Below are 19,147 nucleotides of genomic sequence, written 5' to 3'. Positions count from 1 at the left end.
TGACACTGGATATAGAGTATCCTGACGCTGTTTTTAACACAGTTGTAATATGAGGTTAATCCCTTGAGTGACATGGCGAAAAACCTAATACTCTGGCTGGTCATTGCCGTTGTGCTGATGTCAGTATTCCAGAGCTTTGGGCCCAGCGAGTCGAATGGCCGCAAGGTGGATTATTCTACCTTCCTGCAGGAGGTCAATCAGGACCAGGTTCGCGAAGCGCGTATCAACGGACGTGAGATCAACGTTACCAAGAAAGATAGTAACCGTTACACGACCTACATCCCGGTGAACGATCCTAAGCTGCTTGATAACCTTCTGACTAAAAACGTCAAAGTGGTTGGTGAGCCGCCAGAAGAACCAAGCCTGCTGGCTTCTATCTTCATCTCCTGGTTCCCGATGCTGCTTCTTATTGGTGTCTGGATCTTCTTTATGCGTCAGATGCAGGGCGGCGGTGGCAAAGGTGCCATGTCGTTCGGTAAGAGCAAGGCGCGTATGTTAACGGAAGACCAGATCAAGACCACCTTTGCCGACGTTGCAGGTTGTGACGAAGCGAAAGAAGAGGTGGGCGAGCTGGTTGAATACCTGCGCGAGCCGAGCCGTTTCCAGAAGTTGGGCGGTAAGATCCCGAAAGGCGTGCTGATGGTTGGCCCTCCGGGTACCGGTAAAACCCTGCTGGCGAAAGCCATCGCAGGCGAAGCGAAGGTGCCGTTCTTTACTATTTCAGGTTCTGACTTCGTTGAAATGTTCGTGGGTGTCGGTGCATCTCGTGTGCGTGACATGTTCGAGCAGGCCAAGAAAGCAGCACCGTGCATTATCTTCATCGATGAAATCGATGCCGTAGGCCGCCAGCGTGGCGCAGGCCTGGGCGGCGGTCACGATGAACGTGAACAGACGCTGAACCAGATGCTGGTTGAGATGGACGGCTTTGAAGGTAACGAAGGTATCATCGTTATCGCGGCAACTAATCGTCCGGACGTTCTTGACCCTGCGCTTCTGCGTCCAGGTCGTTTTGACCGTCAGGTTGTGGTCGGTCTGCCGGATGTACGCGGTCGTGAACAGATTCTGAAAGTTCACATGCGTCGCGTACCGCTGGCACCTGATATCGACGCGGCAATTATCGCGCGTGGTACCCCGGGCTTCTCCGGTGCGGACCTGGCGAACCTGGTCAACGAAGCGGCGCTGTTTGCTGCTCGCGGCAACAAGCGCGTCGTGTCCATGGTCGAGTTCGAAAAAGCGAAAGACAAAATCATGATGGGTGCGGAACGTCGCTCCATGGTGATGACGGAAGCGCAGAAAGAGTCCACGGCATATCACGAAGCAGGCCACGCGATTATTGGTCGCCTGGTACCGGAACACGATCCGGTGCATAAAGTGACGATTATTCCGCGCGGTCGTGCGCTGGGCGTGACGTTCTTCCTGCCGGAAGGCGATGCAATCAGCGCCAGCCGTCAGAAGCTGGAAAGCCAGATTTCGACCCTGTACGGTGGTCGTCTGGCGGAAGAGATTATCTACGGTGTGGAACATGTTTCGACCGGTGCGTCCAACGATATTAAAGTGGCGACAAACCTGGCGCGTAACATGGTGACTCAGTGGGGCTTCTCCGACAAACTCGGTCCGCTGCTGTATGCAGAGGAAGAGGGTGAAGTATTCCTGGGCCGTTCCGTCGCGAAAGCCAAACATATGTCCGATGAAACTGCACGTATCATCGACCAGGAAGTGAAAGCGCTGATCGAACGTAACTACGCTCGCGCACGTCAGATCCTGAACGACAATATGGACATTCTGCATTCGATGAAAGATGCGCTCATGAAATATGAGACCATCGATGCTCCGCAGATTGACGACCTGATGGCACGTCGCGAAGTGCGTCCGCCAGCGGGCTGGGAAGACCCAGGCGCTTCCAACAATTCTGACAACAATGGCACCCCGCGTGCACCGCGTCCGGTCGATGAACCGCGTACGCCAAACCCGGGTAACACCATGTCAGAACAGTTGGGCGACAAGTAAGTCACTGCTGTTGATGCGTTTGTCTTAACTTCAAACCCTGGAGCTTGCTCCGGGGTTTTTCTTTTTCGCTAAACCATATAGATACCAGGGATTTTTGCCATGAAACTTTTCGCCCAGGATTCGCATCTTGAACTCTCACATCCTCATGTGATGGGTATCCTGAATGTTACCCCTGACTCCTTCTCCGACGGTGGTACGCACAACACGCTTATTGAGGCGGTTAAGCACGCGAATTTGATGATCAATGCGGGTGCCACCATCATTGATATTGGCGGGGAGTCCACGCGTCCGGGGGCGGCGGATGTTTCAGTAGACGAAGAGTTAGCGCGCGTGGTGCCGGTGGTTGAGGCGATTGCGCAGCGTTTTGAAGTATGGATTTCCGTCGACACATCAAAGCCTGAAGTGATTCGCGAAGTGGCGAGAGTGGGTGCTCACATCATCAATGACATTCGCTCGCTGACCGAACCGGGCGCGCTGGAGGCGGCGGCAGAAACCGGTTTACCGGTGTGCCTGATGCATATGCAGGGGCAGCCGAAAACGATGCAGGAAGCGCCTAGTTACGACGATGTCTTTGCCGATGTAAATCGCTTCTTTATTGACCATATCGCACGCTGTGAACGTGCCGGCATCCCAAAAGAGAAATTGCTGCTCGACCCGGGGTTCGGTTTCGGTAAAAATCTCTCACACAACTATGCACTGCTTGCACGCTTGTCCGAATTCCATCATTTCGGCCTTCCGCTGCTGGTTGGTATGTCGAGAAAGTCGATGATCGGACAATTGCTGAATATCGGACCGAGTGAGCGCCTCAGCGGCAGCCTCGCTTGTGCGGTAATTGCAGCGATGCAGGGAGCACACATTATTCGCGTCCATGACGTAAAAGAAACAGTAGAAGCCATGCGCGTGGTTGAAGCCACCCTGGCAGCCAAGGAAAACAAACGCTATGAGTAATCGTAAATATTTTGGTACCGATGGTATCCGTGGACGCGTTGGCGATGCTCCAATCACTCCTGATTTTGTTCTGAAGCTGGGTTGGGCGGCAGGTAAGGTGCTGGCGCGTCACGGCTCGCGTAAGATTATCATCGGTAAAGATACCCGTATTTCAGGCTATATGCTGGAATCAGCGCTGGAAGCAGGTCTGTCGGCTGCGGGGCTTTCCGCCTCCTTTACTGGCCCAATGCCGACGCCTGCCGTAGCCTATCTGACTCGCACCTTCCGCGCGGAAGCGGGGATTGTCATTTCAGCTTCGCACAACCCATTCTATGACAACGGCATCAAGTTCTTCTCCATCGATGGCACTAAGCTGCCGGATGAAGTTGAAGAAGCCATTGAAGCCGAAATGGAAAAAGAGATCACCTGCGTGGACTCCGCAGAGCTGGGTAAAGCGAACCGCATTGTCGATGCCGCTGGTCGCTATATTGAGTTTTGCAAAGGCACCTTCCCGAATGAACTGAGCCTTGCCCACCTTAAAATCGTGGTGGACTGCGCCAACGGTGCGACCTACCACATTGCGCCAAACGTTTTCCGCGAGCTGGGTGCAAAAGTCATCACCATCGGCTGCGAGCCGGATGGCCTGAACATTAACGAAGAAGTCGGCGCGACGGACGTGCGTGCGCTGCAGGCGCGCGTGCTGGCTGAAAAAGCTGACATCGGAATTGCGCTGGATGGTGACGGCGATCGCGTGATCATGGTCGACCACGAAGGCAACAAGGTCGATGGCGATCAGATCCTCTACATCATTGCCCGCGAAGGGTTGCGCCAGGGCCAACTGCGCGGCGGTGCGGTCGGCACGCTGATGAGCAACATGGGTCTTGAGCTGGCGCTGAAACAGCTGGGTATCCCGTTTGTTCGCGCGAAAGTGGGGGACCGCTACGTGCTGGAGAAACTGCAGGAGAAAGGCTGGCGCATTGGCGCAGAAAACTCAGGTCACGTGATCCTGCTCGACAAAACCACCACCGGTGACGGCATCGTGGCGGGGCTGCAGGTGGTTGCGGCGATGGCGCGCAACCATATGAGCCTGCACGATCTGTGCAGCGGCATGAAGTTGTTCCCACAGATCCTCGTCAATGTGCGTTTTACCGCCGGTAAAGGCGATCCGCTCGAAAATGAACAGGTAAAAGCGGTGATGGCGGAGGTTGAGGAAGCGCTCGGTAATCGTGGTCGCGTACTGCTGCGTAAGTCCGGTACCGAGCCTGTGATCCGGGTAATGGTGGAAGGTGAGGACGAAGCGCAGGTCACCGAGTTTGCGCACCGAATTGCTGATGCGGTGAAAGCAGCATAATTATTACGATTAAGTGATTAAAAAGGCGGCGTTTGCCGCCTTTGTTTTAAGCAGATAATGTCTTTTTGCTGTTTTTTTCCGCAGTTGGTAAAATGCGTCGAAAATGCCCTTGCGAAGGTCATTCGCTTTGGTTAGTATTCACACCCGCTTCAGTGGGAAACACGAAATCCTGCTAATTGGTCGAAGCATTGGTATGCGGCAAATCCGCAAGGAACAGGTTGATTATGTACGAAGCTCTTTTAGTTATTTTCCTTATTGTAGCCATCGCTCTTGTAGCGCTGATCATGCTGCAGCAAGGTAAAGGCGCTGATATGGGAGCCTCCTTCGGAGCAGGCGCTTCCGGTACGCTGTTTGGTTCAAGTGGTTCTGCGAACTTCATGACCCGTACAACTGCGATTCTGGCTACGCTGTTCTTCATCATCAGTCTGGTGCTGGGCAATATCAACAGCAACAAGACCAGTAAAGGAAGCGAGTGGGAAAATCTGAGTGCTCCGTCTAAAACTGAGCAGACTCAGCCAGCTGAACCGGCTAAGCCGACCAGCGACATCCCACACTAAGTACTCAGTACCGAGGTGGTGGAATTGGTAGACACGCTACCTTGAGGTGGTAGTGCCCTAACGGGCTTGTGGGTTCGAGTCCCATCCTCGGTACCAATATTCCAGAAGAAAGACGTCGAAAGACGTCTTTTTTTTCGTCTGTAGATCGTGTGTCTTCGATCTTTCGTAGGGCGGATAAACCTTGCGCCACCCGCTATATTGCCCGGTGGCGCTGCGCTTACCGGGCCTACGAAAACCCAAATAAAAAAGGCGCCCGCTGGGCGCCTTTTGCATCTCTTGTCAGCGTTACTTCTTATCGCTGTGTTCCAGGTTTTCAACCTGCGGCAGGCCGTTGCCAGAGCTGGCTGAGAGCAAACCATTCTCAACGTAGTTGAACAGCTTCTCACGCGTATCGGTGATGTCCAGGTTACGCATGGTCAGCTGACCAATACGATCGTCCGGAGAAAATACTGAATCACCTTTCTCCATGGTCAGGCGCTCTGCTTTATAGGTCAGGTTGTCAGAGACGGTGTTGAGGATCGAGTAGTCGTTACCGCGACGCAGTTCCAGCGTCACTTCCCCGGTGATGGCACTCGCCACCCAACGCTGCAGGGCATCACGCAGCATCAGCGCCTGCGGATCGAACCAGCGACCCTGATACAGCAGTTTACCCAGCTGACGGCCATGAGAGTGATACTGCTCAATGGTATCTTCGTTATGAATGCCGGTCAGCAGACGCTCATAGGCAATGTGCAGCAGCGCCATCCCCGGGGCTTCATAGATGCCACGGCTTTTCGCTTCGATAATACGGTTCTCAATCTGATCGCTCATGCCCAGACCGTGACGTCCGCCGATACGGTTCGCTTCCAGCATCAGCTCGACATCGTCAGAGAAGGCTTTGCCGTTCAGGGCAACCGGATGGCCGCGCTCGAAACGTACTGTCACTTCTTCAGCCTGGATTTTGACGTTTTCGTCCCAGAACTTCACACCCATGATTGGGTTGACGATTTTCACGCTGGAGTTCAGGAACTCCAGATCTTTTGCTTCGTGCGTGGCACCCAGCATGTTGGAGTCGGTGGAGTACGCTTTTTCGACCGACATCTTGTAGTCAAAGCCGCAGGCGATCATGAATTCTGACATTTCATGACGGCCGCCCAGTTCATCGATAAAATCAGTATCCAGCCACGGCTTATAGATCTGCAGCTCGGCGTTGGTCAGCAGGCCATAACGATAGAAACGTTCGATATCGTTGCCTTTATAGGTACTGCCGTCACCCCAGATGTTCACACCATCTTCTTTCATGGCGGCAACCAGCATGGTGCCGGTGACGGCACGGCCCAGCGGGGTGGTGTTAAAATAGGTCAGGCCGCCAGTGGTATTGTGGAACGCGCCACACTGAATGGCAGCAATGCCTTCCGCCACCAGTTGCTTACGGCAGTCAATCAGACGGGCATTCTCTGCACCGTACTCCATGGCACGACGTGGGATAGCATCATAATCTTCCTCGTCCGGCTGACCCAGGTTCGCAGTATATGCATACGGAACCGCTCCCTTTTGTCGCATCCACAGCAGCGCAGCACTGGTATCCAGGCCGCCCGAAAAAGCGATGCCAATACGTTGTCCTACCGGGAGATGCTTGAGAATCGTCGTCATAAAATAAAACCCTGCTTGATTGACTGAGAAGAGATCGCTTTCGCTCTCGATGCATGTTTATGCAAAATAAGTGAGTATTCATTTAATCATCTTTTGACGATGACCGGAAGAGACGTGTGCATTTTTTGTAAAAATTTCCCTCTCTTTACGCTACGTTATGTTGGGTTGACAGGTGGGGGTCACTATCAATATACTGAACGCCGATTTTACGTCCCGTCTTCGGTACCAAATCCCAGCATTATTTGCAAATTCTCCTCAAAACGCGTAGAATTTGCCACGTTTCAGGCGCGGGGTGGAGCAGCCTGGTAGCTCGTCGGGCTCATAACCCGAAGGTCGTCGGTTCAAATCCGGCCCCCGCAACCACTTTCCCATAAAGTTCTTTTTCAAATATACTGTGAAGACTCAGAGCCTTCGTAGCTGGATTTGAAAAAATTCTTTCGGAGAGTGCTCCAGGCCACAGTTGTGGCTATAGGGTTCAGTTATCTAAAGCCCCGATTTTTCGGGGTTTTTTGTTATCTGACTACAGAATAACTGGGCTTTACGCCCTTTTTTTATGTCTTGGGGGTGGGCTTGTCCACATTAGAGCAAAAATTAACAGAGATGATTACTGCACCGGTCGAAGCACTGGGCTACGAACTGGTCGGCATCGAATTCGTTCGCGGCCGCACATCGACGCTGCGCATCTATATTGATAGTGAAGATGGCATCAATGTTGATGATTGTGCTGATGTTAGCCACCAGGTGAGTGCGGTTCTTGATGTTGAAGACCCAATTACCGTTGCGTACAACCTGGAAGTTTCCTCACCCGGCCTCGATCGTCCGATGTTCACGGCCGAGCACTATGTGCGCTTTACCGGTGAAGAAGTGGCTCTCGTTCTGCGTATGGCCGTACAGAACCGCCGTAAATGGCAGGGAATTATCAAAGCTGTTGATGGTGAAATGATCACGGTTACAGTCGAAGGCAAAGATGAAGTGTTCGCGCTGAGTAATATCCAGAAGGCGAACCTGGTTCCCCACTTTTAACAGTCTGGATTGAGGTGAAAAGCCCGCGATGAACAAAGAAATTTTGGCTGTTGTTGAAGCCGTCTCCAACGAGAAATCACTGCCGCGTGAGAAGATTTTCGAAGCGCTGGAAAGTGCACTGGCTACAGCAACCAAGAAAAAATACGAACAAGAGATCGATGTTCGCGTAGAAATCGATCGTAAAAGCGGTGACTTCGATACATTCCGTCGTTGGGTGATTGTTGAAGAAGTTACCCAGCCGACTAAAGAGATCACCCTGGAAGCGGCGCGTTACGAAGACGAAAGCCTGAACGTGGGCGAATACGTTGAAGATCAGATTGAATCTGTTACCTTCGACCGTATCACCACGCAGACCGCGAAGCAGGTTATCGTCCAGAAAGTACGCGAAGCCGAGCGCGCGCTGGTTGTCGATCAGTTCCGCGATCAGGAAGGCGAAATCATCACGGGTGTGGTGAAGAAAGTGAACCGCGACAACATCTCTCTGGAGATCAAATCCGAAGGGATGCCGGGTAACGCTGAAGCCGTTATCCTGCGTGAAGACATGCTGCCGCGTGAAAACTTCCGCCCAGGCGACCGTATCCGCGGTGTGCTGTATGCCGTTCGCCCTGAAGCGCGTGGCGCACAGCTGTTCGTGACCCGTTCTAAACCAGAAATGCTGGTAGAACTGTTCCGTATTGAAGTGCCGGAAATCGGCGAAGAAGTTATCGAAATCAAAGCAGCGGCTCGCGATCCTGGTTCACGTGCGAAAATCGCGGTGAAAACCAACGATAAGCGTATCGATCCGGTTGGTGCGTGTGTGGGTATGCGCGGCGCGCGCGTTCAGGCGGTTTCTACCGAACTGGGCGGCGAGCGTATCGATATCGTTCTGTGGGACGATAACCCAGCGCAGTTCGTGATCAACGCAATGGCGCCGGCTGATGTGGCGTCTATCGTGGTTGACGAAGACAAGCACACCATGGATATCGCGGTAGAAGCGGGCAACCTGGCGCAGGCGATTGGCCGTAACGGTCAGAACGTACGTCTGGCGTCACAGCTGAGCGGCTGGGAACTCAACGTGATGACCGTTGATGACCTGCAGGCCAAGCATCAGGCTGAAGCCCACGCGGCGATCGATACCTTCACCAAATACCTGGACATTGACGAAGATTTCGCCACCGTTCTGGTTGAAGAAGGTTTCTCTACGCTGGAAGAACTGGCCTATGTGCCAATGAAAGAGCTGCTGGAAATTGACGGTCTGGATGAAGCGACCGTTGAAGCCCTGCGTGAACGCGCTAAAAACGCACTGACCACCCTGGCGCTGGCTCAGGAAGAAAGCCTTGGCGATAACAAGCCGGCTGATGACCTGCTGAATCTGGAAGGTCTTGATCGTGCGATTGCGTTCAAGCTGGCTGCCCGTGGTGTTTGTACGCTGGAAGATCTCGCTGAGCAAGGCGTTGATGACCTGGCCGATATCGAAGGTTTAACCGACGAGAAAGCCGGCGAACTCATCATGGCCGCACGTAATATTTGCTGGTTCGGCGACGAAGCGTAATAAACTGTAGCAGGAAGGAACAGCATGACTGATGTAACTGTAAAATCGCTGGCTGCCGAGATTCAGACCTCCGTGGACCGCCTGGTACAGCAATTTGCTGATGCAGGGATCCCGAAGTCCGCTGATGACTCGGTGACCGCGCAAGAAAAACAAACCTTGTTAGCGCACCTGAACCGTGAACACGGTTCTACGCCTGACAAGTTAACGCTGCAGCGCAAAACGCGTAGCACGTTGAATATCCCTGGTACCGGTGGCAAAAGCAAATCGGTACAAATCGAAGTCCGCAAGACGCGCACCTTTGTAAAACGTGATCCGCAAGAGGCCGAACGCCTTGCTGCGGAAGAGCAGGCACAGCGTGAAGCGGAAGAACAAGCTCAGCGTGAGGCAGAAGCAACTGCCAAACGCGAAGCAGAATTAAAAGCTGAACGTGAGGCCGCAGAAAAAGCGAAACGCGACGCAAGTGATAAAGTGAAGCGTGAAGCTGCGGAAAAAGACAAAGTGAGCAATCAACAGACCGACGATATGACAAAAACCGCCCAGGCTGAAAAAGCCCGCCGTGAAAATGAAGCTGCCGAACTGAAGCGTAAAGCGGAAGAAGAAGCACGCCGCAAGCTGGAAGAAGAAGCGCGTCGTGTGGCAGAAGAAGCACGCCGTATGGCAGAAGAAAACGAGAAAAACGGTGTGAATACCGCTGAGCCGTCTGAAGACAACAGCGATTATCACGTTACCACTTCCCAGCACGCACGCCAGGCTGAAGATGACAACGACCGTGAAGTTGAAGGTGGTCGTGGCCGTACTCGCAGCACCAAAGCGGCGCGTCCAGCGAAAAAAGGCAACAAGCACGCTGAATCTAAAGCTGACCGTGAAGAAGCGCGTGCAGCGGTTCGCGGCGGTAAAGGCGGTAAGCGTAAAGGTTCCGCTCTGCAGCAGGGCTTCCAGAAGCCAGCGCAGGCCGTTAACCGTGACGTTGTGATCGGCGAAACCATCACCGTTGGCGATCTGGCGAACAAGATGGCGGTTAAAGGCTCTCAGGTCATCAAAGCGATGATGAAACTGGGCGCAATGGCGACCATCAACCAGGTCATCGACCAGGAAACCGCACAGCTGGTTGCCGAAGAGATGGGCCACAAAGTTATCCTGCGTCGTGAAAACGAGCTGGAAGAAGCAGTAATGAGCGACCGTGACACGGGTGCAGCGGCTGAACCGCGCGCGCCAGTTGTGACCATCATGGGTCACGTTGACCATGGTAAAACCTCTCTGCTTGACTACATTCGTTCTACTAAGGTTGCCTCCGGCGAAGCGGGTGGTATTACCCAGCACATCGGTGCTTACCACGTAGAAACCGAAAACGGCATGATCACCTTCCTGGATACCCCGGGCCACGCAGCGTTTACCTCAATGCGTGCTCGTGGTGCTCAGGCAACGGATATCGTTGTACTGGTTGTCGCAGCAGACGATGGCGTGATGCCACAGACCATTGAAGCTATCCAGCACGCGAAAGCGGCGCAGGTGCCTCTGGTTGTTGCGGTCAACAAAATCGATAAGCCAGAAGCCGATATGGATCGCGTTAAGAACGAGCTCTCTCAGTACGGCGTTATGCCGGAAGAGTGGGGCGGCGAAGCGCAGTTCATCCCTGTTTCTGCAAAAGCCGGTACCGGTATCGACGACCTGCTGAACGCCATCCTGCTGCAGGCTGAAGTTCTGGAGCTGAAAGCGGTTCGTAAAGGTATGGCGAGCGGCGCGGTTATCGAATCCTTCCTGGATAAAGGTCGCGGTCCGGTAGCGACCGTTCTGGTTCGCGAAGGTACTCTGAACAAGGGTGACATCGTACTGTGTGGTTTCGAATACGGTCGCGTTCGTGCGATGCGTAACGAACTGGGTCAGGAAGTGCTGGAAGCGGGTCCATCCATTCCAGTGGAAATCCTGGGTCTGTCCGGTGTTCCGGCCGCGGGTGATGAAGTGACCGTTGTACGTGACGAGAAGAAAGCGCGTGAAGTGGCTCTGTACCGTCAGGGTAAATTCCGTGAAGTGAAACTGGCTCGTCAGCAGAAATCTAAACTTGAGAACATGTTCGCGAACATGACCGAAGGCGAAGTTCACGAAGTGAACATCGTACTGAAAGCCGACGTTCAGGGTTCTGTGGAAGCGATCTCCGACTCCTTGCTGAAACTGTCTACCGACGAAGTGAAAGTGAAGATCATCGGTTCTGGCGTAGGTGGTATCACCGAAACCGACGCGACCCTGGCTGCTGCGTCCAACGCTATCCTGGTTGGCTTCAACGTTCGTGCTGACGCCTCTGCGCGTAAAGTTATCGATTCGGAAAGCCTGGATCTGCGTTACTACTCCGTCATCTATAACCTGATCGACGAAGTGAAAGCGGCAATGAGCGGCATGCTGTCTCCTGAGCTGAAACAGCAGATCATCGGTCTGGCTGAAGTGCGTGACGTGTTCAAATCACCGAAATTCGGTGCGATCGCGGGCTGTATGGTTACCGAAGGTAACATCAAACGTCACAACCCAATCCGTGTACTGCGCGACAACGTGGTTATCTATGAAGGCGAGCTGGAATCCCTGCGCCGCTTCAAAGATGACGTTAACGAAGTGCGTAACGGCATGGAATGTGGTATCGGCGTGAAGAACTACAACGACGTTCGCGTTGGCGATATGATCGAAGTGTTCGAGATCATCGAAATCCAACGTACCATCGCGTAATCGTCGTCGGTTTTTGGGCCGCCACTGTGTTGGCGGCAACCCAAAATCCTTTGATGATTAATTCGCGTAGGCCGGGTAAGCGAAGCGCCACCCGGCAATAATTTCAAAAGGGGCTTTTAGCCCCTTTTTTGTCTGGAGAATTTATTATGGCGAAAGAATTTGGTCGCCCTCAGCGCGTAGCGCAGGAAATGCAGAAAGAGATTGCGCTCATTCTGCAACGCGAAATCAAAGACCCACGCGTGGGCATGATGACCACCGTGTCCGGCGTTGAAATGTCACGTGACCTGGCCTATGCCAAAGTGTTCGTGACCTTCCTGAACGATCAGGACGAAGCGGCAGTGAAAAACGGCATTAAAGCCCTGCAGGAAGCCTCTGGTTTCATCCGCTCTCTGCTCGGCAAAGCGATGCGCCTGCGTATCGTGCCTGAGCTGACCTTCTTCTACGACAACTCGCTGGTCGAAGGTATGCGTATGTCCAACCTGGTGACCAGCGTGGTGAAACATGACGATGAACGTCGTGTTAACCCAGCGGACGACAGCAAGGAGGACTGATGAGTCGTCCTCGTCGTCGTGGTCGCGACGTGCATGGCGTGCTGCTGCTGGATAAACCCCAGGGCGCATCCAGCAACGACGTGCTGCAAAAAGTGAAGCGTCTTTTTAACGCCAACCGTGCGGGCCACACTGGCGCGCTGGATCCGCTGGCAACCGGTATGCTGCCGGTTTGCCTGGGGGAGGCGACAAAATTTTCTCAGTACCTGCTGGATTCCGATAAGCGTTATCGCGTTATCGCGAAGCTCGGCCAGCGCACGGATACCTCCGATGCCGATGGTCAGGTGGTGGAAGAGCGCCCCGTAACCTTTAGCGCCGAACAGCTGGATGCCGCGCTGGAGAGCTTCCGCGGAGACACTATGCAGGTGCCGTCGATGTATTCGGCGCTGAAATATCAGGGCAAGAAACTCTACGAATACGCGCGTCAGGGCATTGAGGTGCCGCGCGAGGCACGCCCGATCACGGTATATGAGCTGCTGTTTATCCGCCACGAGGGCGATGAGCTGGAGCTGGAAGTCCACTGTTCGAAAGGGACCTATATTCGGACCATCATTGACGATCTCGGTGAAAAGCTGGGCTGCGGTGCGCACGTGATTTACCTGCGTCGTCTGGCCGTCAGTAAATATCCGGTTGAACGCATGGTGACCCTTGAGCATCTTCATGCGCTGGTTGAACAGGCGCACGCGCAGGAGATTTCCCCTGCCGAGCTGCTCGATCCGCTGCTGATGCCGATGGATAGCCCGGCGGCCGATTTCCCTGTCGTTAACCTTCCTTTAACGTCTTCCGTGTACTTTAAGAACGGAAACCCGGTTCGTACAACGGACGCGCCGGCTGAAGGCCTGGTTCGCGTGACCGAAAGTGAGGAAGGGAAGTTTATCGGCATGGGTGAAATGGATGGCGAAGGGCGCGTTGCGCCGCGCCGTCTGGTGGTTGAATACCCGGTCGAAGGCTAACGGCGATAACGGCTCACCTTGCGATAAGCAGGGGAGACGAGTAGAATATCGCCGCTTAACGGTCTGCAAATTGTTTAACAATCTGCGGGTCGTACACTGGGATTGCTGAATTAGAGATCGGCATCCTTAAATTCTTTATATGTTGGAGTTTGAAAATGTCTCTAAGCGTTGAAGCTAAAGCTAAAATCGTTTCTGAGTTTGGTCGTGGTACTAACGACAGCGGTTCTACCGAAGTTCAGGTTGCACTGCTGACTGCACAGATTAACCACCTGCAGGGTCACTTTGCAGAGCACAAAAAAGATCACCACAGCCGTCGTGGTCTGCTGCGCATGGTTTCTCAGCGTCGTAAACTGCTCGACTACCTGAAGCGTAAAGATGTTGCACGCTACACCTCGCTGATCGAGCGTCTGGGTCTGCGTCGCTAAGTCTTGCGAGTTTCAGAAAAGGGGGCCTGATGGCCCCTTTTTTCAACCAGACGGCAGCAATTCAATGGAAACTATTGTATTGTTGCTATAAATGATCTTCATTGCAGAGGTTCGCGCGGCTAATGAGAGGCTTCACCCATGGGGGTGTCGGTTGTCATTAGTCGCGAGGATGCGAAGAAGGTCGGGTTAAATCGTCAGCACACCGGTGGTGTGCTGTCACACATTTAAGAAAGGATAGAATTTTGCTGAATCCGATCGTTCGTAAGTTCCAGTATGGTCAGCACACCGTCACGCTGGAAACCGGCATGATGGCGCGTCAGGCTACTGCTGCCGTAATGGTAAGCATGGATGACACCGCGGTGTTCGTTACCGTTGTGGGCCAGAAAAAAGCTAAACCAGGTCAGGACTTTTTCCCACTGACCGTAAACTACCAGGAGCGTACCTACGCTGCCGGTAAAATCCCGGGTGGTTTCTTCCGTCGTGAAGGCCGTCCAAGCGAAGGCGAAACCCTGATTGCGCGTCTGATTGACCGCCCGGTTCGTCCGCTGTTCCCGGAAGGCTTCGTTAACGAAGTTCAGGTTATCGCCACCGTTGTTTCCGTTAACCCACAGGTTAACCCGGACATCGTTGCGATGATCGGCGCATCCGCTGCCCTGTCACTGTCTGGTATTCCATTCAACGGCCCAATCGGTGCTGCACGCGTAGGTTACATCAATGACCAGTACGTGCTGAACCCAACGCAGGAAGAGCTGAAAGAAAGTAAGCTGGACCTGGTCGTTGCCGGTACTGAAGCCGCGGTTCTGATGGTTGAATCCGAAGCAGAGCTGCTGAGCGAAGACCAGATGCTGGGCGCTGTGGTCTTCGGCCACGACCAGCAGCAGATCGTTATCCAGAACATCAACGACCTGGTGAAAGAAGCCGGTAAACCACGTTGGGACTGGCAGCCAGAAGCGGTTAACGACGCGCTGAATGCACGCGTAGCGGCACTGGCAGAATCTCGTCTGAGCGACGCATACCGCATCACCGACAAACAGGAGCGCTATGCTCAGGTTGATGTGATCAAATCTGAAGTGACCGCGACCCTGGTTGCTGAAGACGAAACGCTGGATGCTAACGAAATTGGCGAAATCCTGCACGCAATCGAGAAAAACGTTGTTCGTAGCCGCGTACTGGCAGGCGAACCGCGTATCGATGGTCGTGAAAAAGATATGATCCGTGGTCTGGACGTGCGTACTGGCGTTCTGCCGCGTACCCACGGTTCTGCACTGTTCACCCGTGGCGAAACTCAGGCGCTGGTTACCGCCACGCTGGGTACTGCCCGTGATGCACAGAACATCGACGAACTGATGGGCGAACGTACCGACAGCTTCCTGTTCCACTACAACTTCCCTCCGTACTCCGTAGGCGAAACCGGTATGGTGGGCTCACCGAAGCGTCGTGAAATTGGTCACGGTCGTCTGGCGAAGCGCGGCGTGCTGGCAGTGATGCCAGAAGCTGACAAATTCCCGTACACCGTTCGCGTAGTGTCAGAAATCACCGAATCTAACGGTTCCTCTTCTATGGCTTCCGTGTGTGGTGCCTCTCTGGCGCTGATGGATGCAGGCGTGCCGATCAAAGCCGCTGTTGCGGGTATCGCAATGGGTCTGGTGAAAGAAGGCGACAACTTCGTTGTTCTGTCTGACATTCTGGGTGATGAAGATCACCTGGGCGATATGGACTTCAAAGTCGCGGGTTCCCGCGAAGGTATCTCTGCACTGCAGATGGATATCAAAATTGAAGGCATCACCAAAGAGATCATGCAGGTTGCTCTGAACCAGGCTAAAGGTGCGCGTCTGCACATCCTGGGCGTGATGGAACAGGCGATCAACGCGCCGCGTGGCGATATTTCTCAGTTCGCGCCACGTATCCACACCATCAAGATCAATCCAGACAAAATCAAAGACGTTATCGGTAAAGGCGGTTCTGTTATCCGTGCCCTGACCGAAGAGACTGGCACCACAATCGAAATCGAAGATGACGGTACTGTGAAGATCGCAGCGACCGACGGCGAGAAAGCGAAATTCGCTATCCGTCGCATCGAAGAAATCACGGCAGAAATCGAAGTGGGCCGCGTCTATGCAGGTAAAGTGACCCGTATCGTTGACTTTGGCGCATTCGTTGCCATCGGTGGCGGTAAAGAAGGTCTGGTACACATCTCTCAGATCGCTGACAAGCGTGTTGAGAAAGTGACCGATTACCTGCAGATGGGCCAGGAAGTTCCGGTTAAAGTTCTGGAAGTTGACCGCCAGGGCCGTATCCGTCTGAGCATTAAAGAAGCAACCGAGCAGTCTCAGCCTGCTGCGCCAGAAGCACCGGCAGCAGAACAGCAAGGCGAGTAAGGTTGCCATTTGCCCTCCGCGTTGCGGAGGGCCTATTACCAGGCAGGACGCCTTGTTAGCAGCCGGGGGACAGGACGTCATCCAATAGTTGTCTTCGGGAGTGGGAAATGAAGCCTTTTTTGCGCTGGTGTTTCGTTGCGACAGCTTTAACGCTGGCAGGATGCAGCAACTCTGCCTGGCGTAAGAGCGAAGTCCTCGCAGTGCCATTGCAACCGACTTTGCAGCAGGAAGTGATTCTGGCACGCATGGAACAAATTCTTGCCAGTCGGGCTTTAACCGATGACGAACGCGCACAGCTTTTATATGAGCGCGGAGTGTTGTATGATAGTCTCGGTCTGAGGGCATTAGCGCGAAATGATTTTTCACAAGCGCTGGCAATCCGACCTGATATGCCTGAAGTATTCAATTACTTAGGCATTTATTTAACGCAGGCAGGCAATTTTGATGCTGCCTATGAAGCGTTTGATTCTGTACTTGAGCTTGATCCAACTTACAACTACGCGCACTTGAATCGCGGTATCGCATTGTATTACGGCGGTCGTGACAAGTTAGCGCAAGATGATCTGCTGGCGTTTTATCAAGACGATCCTAATGATCCTTTCCGCAGCCTGTGGCTTTACATCGTTGAGCAGAAGCTCGATGAGAAGCAGGCAAAAGAAGCACTGAAACAGCGCTTCGATAAATCGGACAAGGAACAGTGGGGATGGAACATTGTCGAGTTCTACCTGGGCAACATTAGCGAAGCAACGCTGATGGAACGCCTCAAGGCGGACGCAACGGATAACACCTCGCTCGCTGAGCATCTCAGTGAAACCAACTTCTATTTAGGTAAGTACTACCTAAGTCTGGGGGAAAAGGACAGCGCTACGGCACTGTTCAAATTAGCGGTTGCTAACAACGTACACAACTTCGTTGAGCACCGTTATGCATTGTTGGAATTATCGCTCTTGGGCCAGGAGCAAGACGACCTGGCAGAATCGGACCAGCAATAGCTGACGACATAAACATCAGCCCGTAATCTTTTTGATTGCCATCACCTTAACTGGTGAGGGCGTTGTTGTTCGTCAATACACCTACTTTGAGCCGGTTCACACTTTTCAATGAAAATTGCTAATCATTTTCACGATGAGCTAAGTAGACTGGCCGCCATTAATATCGAGGCACTTGTACTACATGGCTGAATTCGAAACCACTTTTGCAGATCTGGGCCTGAAGGCTCCTATCCTTGAAGCCCTTACCGATCTGGGTTACGAAAAACCATCTCCGATCCAGGCAGAATGTATTCCGCATCTGCTCTCTGGTCGTGACGTGCTGGGCATGGCCCAGACTGGTAGCGGTAAAACCGCAGCATTCTCGCTGCCGCTGCTGCACAACATTGATCCGGACCTGCGTGCACCGCAGATCCTCGTCCTTGCTCCAACCCGTGAACTGGCTGTTCAGGTTGCTGAAGCGATGACTGAATTCTCTAAACATATGCGCGGCGTAAACGTGGTAGCCCTGTACGGCGGCCAGCGTTATGACGTGCAGTTACGCGCCCTGCGCCAGGGGCCACAGATTGTTGTCGGTACGCCGGGCCGTCTGCTGGATCACCTGAAGCGCGGTACCCTTGATCTCTCTAAACTGAGCGGTCTGGTACTGGATGAAGCAGATGAAATGCTGCGTATGGGCTTCATCGAAGACGTAGAAACCATTATGGCGCAGATCCCGGAAGGTCATCAGACCGCTCTGTTCTCTGCCACCATGCCAGAAGCTATCCGTCGTATTACCCGCCGCTTCATGAAAGAGCCGCAGGAAGTACGCATTCAGTCCAGCGTAACCACTCGCCCGGACATCAGCCAGAGCTACTGGTCTGTATACGGCATGCGTAAAAACGAAGCGCTGGTTCGTTTCCTGGAAGCAGAAGATTTTGATGCGGCGATTATCTTCGTTCGTACCAAAAACGCGACCCTGGAAGTGGCTGAAGCCCTGGAACGTAGCGGCTACAACAGCGCAGCGCTGAACGGTGATATGAACCAGGCCCTGCGTGAGCAGACTCTGGAGCGCCTGAAAGACGGTCGTCTGGATATCCTGATTGCAACCGACGTGGCAGCACGTGGTCTGGACGTTGAACGTATCAGCCTGGTTGTAAACTACGACATCCCGATGGACTCTGAGTCTTACGTTCACCGTATCGGCCGTACCGGTCGTGCGGGTCGTGCTGGCCGTGCGCTGCTGTTCGTTGAGAACCGCGAGCGTCGCCTGCTGCGTAACATTGAACGCACCATGAAGCTGACCATTCCAGAAGCTGAGCTGCCAAACGCAGAGCTGCTGGGCAAACGCCGCCTGGAAAAATTCGCCGCCAAAGTTCAGCAGCAGCTGGAAAGCAGCGATCTGGATCAGTACCGTGCGCTGCTGTCGCAGATCCAGCCTACCGCTGAAGGCGAAGAGCTGGATATCGAAACCCTGGCTGCAGCACTGCTGAAAATGGCACAGGGCGAACGTACCCTGATCGTTCCGCCAGATGCGCCTATGCGTCCTAAGCGTGAGTTCCGTGACCGTGACGACCGTTTCGAACGTCGTGGCGACCGTAACGACCGTGGCCCACGTGGTGACCGTCCAGAGCGTGGTGGTGAAGACCGTCCACGTCGTGAGCGTCGTGACGCGGGTGATATGGAACTGTACCGCATTGAAGTGGGCCGTGATGATGGCGTTGAAGTGCGTCACATCGTTGGCGCGATCGCTAACGAAGGCGACATCAGCAGCCGTTACATCGGTAACATCAAGCTGTTCGGTACCCACTCCACCATCGAACTGCCGAAAGGTATGCCGGGCGAAGTACTGCAGCACTTTACTCGCACTCGCATCCTGAACAAGCCGATGAACATGCAGCTGATGGGCGATGCACAGCCTCGCACTGACCGCGGCGGCGAACGTCGTGGCGGTGGCCGCAGCTTCGGTGGCGAGCGTCGTGAAGGCGGTCGTAGCGAAGGTCGCGGTGGTGAAGGTCGTCGTTTCTCCGGCGAACGCCGTGAAAACCGTGGCCCACGTCGTGACGAAGGCGCAAGCCGTCGCCGTGACGCGTAAGCCTTACGCTTCAGACGTAAAGTAAAATATACAGCCCCGA

General features: G+C 53.8%; 15 protein-coding genes and 2 tRNA genes. 16 read left to right on the top strand and 1 reads right to left on the bottom strand.

The window, feature by feature from the left end; translation table 11 throughout:
* Nucleotides 1-72: 72 nt before the first annotated feature.
* From ftsH to ACWKX3_RS16430, 5 genes are all read left to right on the top strand, one after another.
* Nucleotides 73-2,007 (top strand): ATP-dependent zinc metalloprotease FtsH, encoded by a 1,935-nt coding sequence (gene ftsH, locus ACWKX3_RS16450; RefSeq protein ID WP_006178765.1) that lies wholly within the window; start codon nucleotides 73-75, stop codon nucleotides 2,005-2,007.
* A gap of 99 nt (nucleotides 2,008-2,106) precedes the next feature.
* Nucleotides 2,107-2,955: a dihydropteroate synthase gene (gene folP / locus ACWKX3_RS16445; RefSeq protein WP_454542091.1), complete on the top strand. Its 849-nt coding sequence runs from the start codon at nucleotides 2,107-2,109 to the stop codon at nucleotides 2,953-2,955.
* Nucleotides 2,948-4,285: a phosphoglucosamine mutase gene (gene glmM, locus ACWKX3_RS16440; protein WP_454542090.1), complete on the top strand. Its 1,338-nt coding sequence runs from the start codon at nucleotides 2,948-2,950 to the stop codon at nucleotides 4,283-4,285. Before folP ends, glmM begins: the two co-directional genes overlap by 8 nt.
* 224 nt (nucleotides 4,286-4,509) lie before the next feature.
* Nucleotides 4,510-4,842: a preprotein translocase subunit SecG gene (gene secG, locus ACWKX3_RS16435; RefSeq protein WP_006178762.1), complete on the top strand. Its 333-nt coding sequence runs from the start codon at nucleotides 4,510-4,512 to the stop codon at nucleotides 4,840-4,842.
* Nucleotides 4,843-4,851: 9 nt separating this feature from the next.
* Nucleotides 4,852-4,938, top strand: a tRNA-Leu gene (locus tag ACWKX3_RS16430).
* Nucleotides 4,939-5,127: 189 nt separating this feature from the next.
* Here the strand turns inward: ACWKX3_RS16430 and argG are convergent.
* Nucleotides 5,128-6,474: an argininosuccinate synthase gene (gene argG / locus ACWKX3_RS16425; protein ID WP_454542089.1), complete on the bottom strand. Its 1,347-nt coding sequence runs from the start codon at nucleotides 6,472-6,474 to the stop codon at nucleotides 5,128-5,130.
* Nucleotides 6,475-6,760: 286 nt separating this feature from the next.
* Between argG and ACWKX3_RS16420 the strand changes: the two genes are divergently transcribed.
* The 11 genes from ACWKX3_RS16420 (at nucleotide 6,761) to ACWKX3_RS16370 (ending at nucleotide 19,107) form a co-directional block, all read left to right on the top strand.
* Nucleotides 6,761-6,837 (top strand) — tRNA-Met (locus ACWKX3_RS16420).
* Between the two features lie 207 nt (nucleotides 6,838-7,044).
* A complete protein-coding gene (gene rimP, locus ACWKX3_RS16415; protein WP_014833432.1) occupies nucleotides 7,045-7,497 on the top strand; it encodes a ribosome maturation factor RimP in 453 nt (150 codons plus the stop codon).
* A 28-nt stretch (nucleotides 7,498-7,525) separates the two neighbouring features.
* Nucleotides 7,526-9,028 carry a transcription termination factor NusA gene (gene nusA, locus ACWKX3_RS16410; RefSeq protein ID WP_282484583.1) on the top strand — a complete coding sequence of 501 codons (1,503 nt, stop codon included), beginning with the start codon at nucleotides 7,526-7,528 and terminating at the stop codon, nucleotides 9,026-9,028.
* A gap of 24 nt (nucleotides 9,029-9,052) precedes the next feature.
* On the top strand, nucleotides 9,053-11,740 hold the full coding sequence (gene infB / locus ACWKX3_RS16405) for a translation initiation factor IF-2 (protein ID WP_400406777.1): 2,688 nt from the start codon (nucleotides 9,053-9,055) through the stop codon (nucleotides 11,738-11,740).
* 146 nt (nucleotides 11,741-11,886) lie between these two features.
* Entirely contained in the window at nucleotides 11,887-12,291 is a 405-nt protein-coding gene (gene rbfA / locus ACWKX3_RS16400) for a 30S ribosome-binding factor RbfA (protein ID WP_003024988.1), read from the top strand.
* The gene (gene truB / locus ACWKX3_RS16395) at nucleotides 12,291-13,241 is read left to right on the top strand and encodes a tRNA pseudouridine(55) synthase TruB (protein ID WP_454542088.1); all 951 of its coding nucleotides are present in this window, start codon (nucleotides 12,291-12,293) and stop codon (nucleotides 13,239-13,241) included. The genes rbfA and truB overlap by 1 nt, the downstream gene beginning before the upstream one ends.
* Before the next feature lie 155 nt (nucleotides 13,242-13,396).
* A complete protein-coding gene (rpsO, locus tag ACWKX3_RS16390; RefSeq protein WP_002434239.1) occupies nucleotides 13,397-13,666 on the top strand; it encodes a 30S ribosomal protein S15 in 270 nt (89 codons plus the stop codon).
* A gap of 242 nt (nucleotides 13,667-13,908) precedes the next feature.
* Nucleotides 13,909-16,044 carry a polyribonucleotide nucleotidyltransferase gene (gene pnp / locus ACWKX3_RS16385; protein ID WP_006178755.1) on the top strand — a complete coding sequence of 712 codons (2,136 nt, stop codon included), beginning with the start codon at nucleotides 13,909-13,911 and terminating at the stop codon, nucleotides 16,042-16,044.
* A 107-nt stretch (nucleotides 16,045-16,151) separates the two neighbouring features.
* On the top strand, nucleotides 16,152-17,036 hold the full coding sequence (nlpI, locus tag ACWKX3_RS16380; RefSeq protein ID WP_006178754.1) for a lipoprotein NlpI: 885 nt from the start codon (nucleotides 16,152-16,154) through the stop codon (nucleotides 17,034-17,036).
* A 108-nt stretch (nucleotides 17,037-17,144) separates the two neighbouring features.
* Complete coding sequence (gene yrbN / locus ACWKX3_RS16375) at nucleotides 17,145-17,225, top strand: protein YrbN (RefSeq protein ID WP_097397692.1); 81 nt, start codon at nucleotides 17,145-17,147, stop codon at nucleotides 17,223-17,225.
* On the top strand, nucleotides 17,218-19,107 hold the full coding sequence (locus tag ACWKX3_RS16370; protein ID WP_006178753.1) for a DEAD/DEAH family ATP-dependent RNA helicase: 1,890 nt from the start codon (nucleotides 17,218-17,220) through the stop codon (nucleotides 19,105-19,107). The genes yrbN and ACWKX3_RS16370 overlap by 8 nt, the downstream gene beginning before the upstream one ends.
* Nucleotides 19,108-19,147 lie beyond the last annotated feature (40 nt).

The organism is Enterobacter sp. UPMP2052 (assembly GCF_053709675.1).
The sequence above is the reverse complement of the archived record's forward strand: the minus strand, read 5'-3'. Positions and strand labels throughout refer to the sequence as shown.

Excerpts from the sequence above, each read along its gene's own strand:
- ftsH (WP_006178765.1), top strand. The coding sequence starts at position 73 with ATGGCGAAAAACCTAATACTCTGGCTGGTCATTGCCGTTGTGCTGATG.
- folP (WP_454542091.1), top strand. The coding sequence starts at position 2,107 with ATGAAACTTTTCGCCCAGGATTCGCATCTTGAACTCTCACATCCTCAT.
- glmM (WP_454542090.1), top strand. The coding sequence starts at position 2,948 with ATGAGTAATCGTAAATATTTTGGTACCGATGGTATCCGTGGACGCGTT.
- secG (WP_006178762.1), top strand. The coding sequence starts at position 4,510 with ATGTACGAAGCTCTTTTAGTTATTTTCCTTATTGTAGCCATCGCTCTT.
- argG (WP_454542089.1), bottom strand. The coding sequence starts at position 6,474 with ATGACGACGATTCTCAAGCATCTCCCGGTAGGACAACGTATTGGCATC.
- nusA (WP_282484583.1), top strand. The coding sequence starts at position 7,526 with ATGAACAAAGAAATTTTGGCTGTTGTTGAAGCCGTCTCCAACGAGAAA.
- infB (WP_400406777.1), top strand. The coding sequence starts at position 9,053 with ATGACTGATGTAACTGTAAAATCGCTGGCTGCCGAGATTCAGACCTCC.
- rbfA (WP_003024988.1), top strand. The coding sequence starts at position 11,887 with ATGGCGAAAGAATTTGGTCGCCCTCAGCGCGTAGCGCAGGAAATGCAG.
- truB (WP_454542088.1), top strand. The coding sequence starts at position 12,291 with ATGAGTCGTCCTCGTCGTCGTGGTCGCGACGTGCATGGCGTGCTGCTG.
- rpsO (WP_002434239.1), top strand. The coding sequence starts at position 13,397 with ATGTCTCTAAGCGTTGAAGCTAAAGCTAAAATCGTTTCTGAGTTTGGT.
- nlpI (WP_006178754.1), top strand. The coding sequence starts at position 16,152 with ATGAAGCCTTTTTTGCGCTGGTGTTTCGTTGCGACAGCTTTAACGCTG.
- yrbN (WP_097397692.1), top strand. The coding sequence starts at position 17,145 with ATGAAAATTGCTAATCATTTTCACGATGAGCTAAGTAGACTGGCCGCC.
- ACWKX3_RS16370 (WP_006178753.1), top strand. The coding sequence starts at position 17,218 with ATGGCTGAATTCGAAACCACTTTTGCAGATCTGGGCCTGAAGGCTCCT.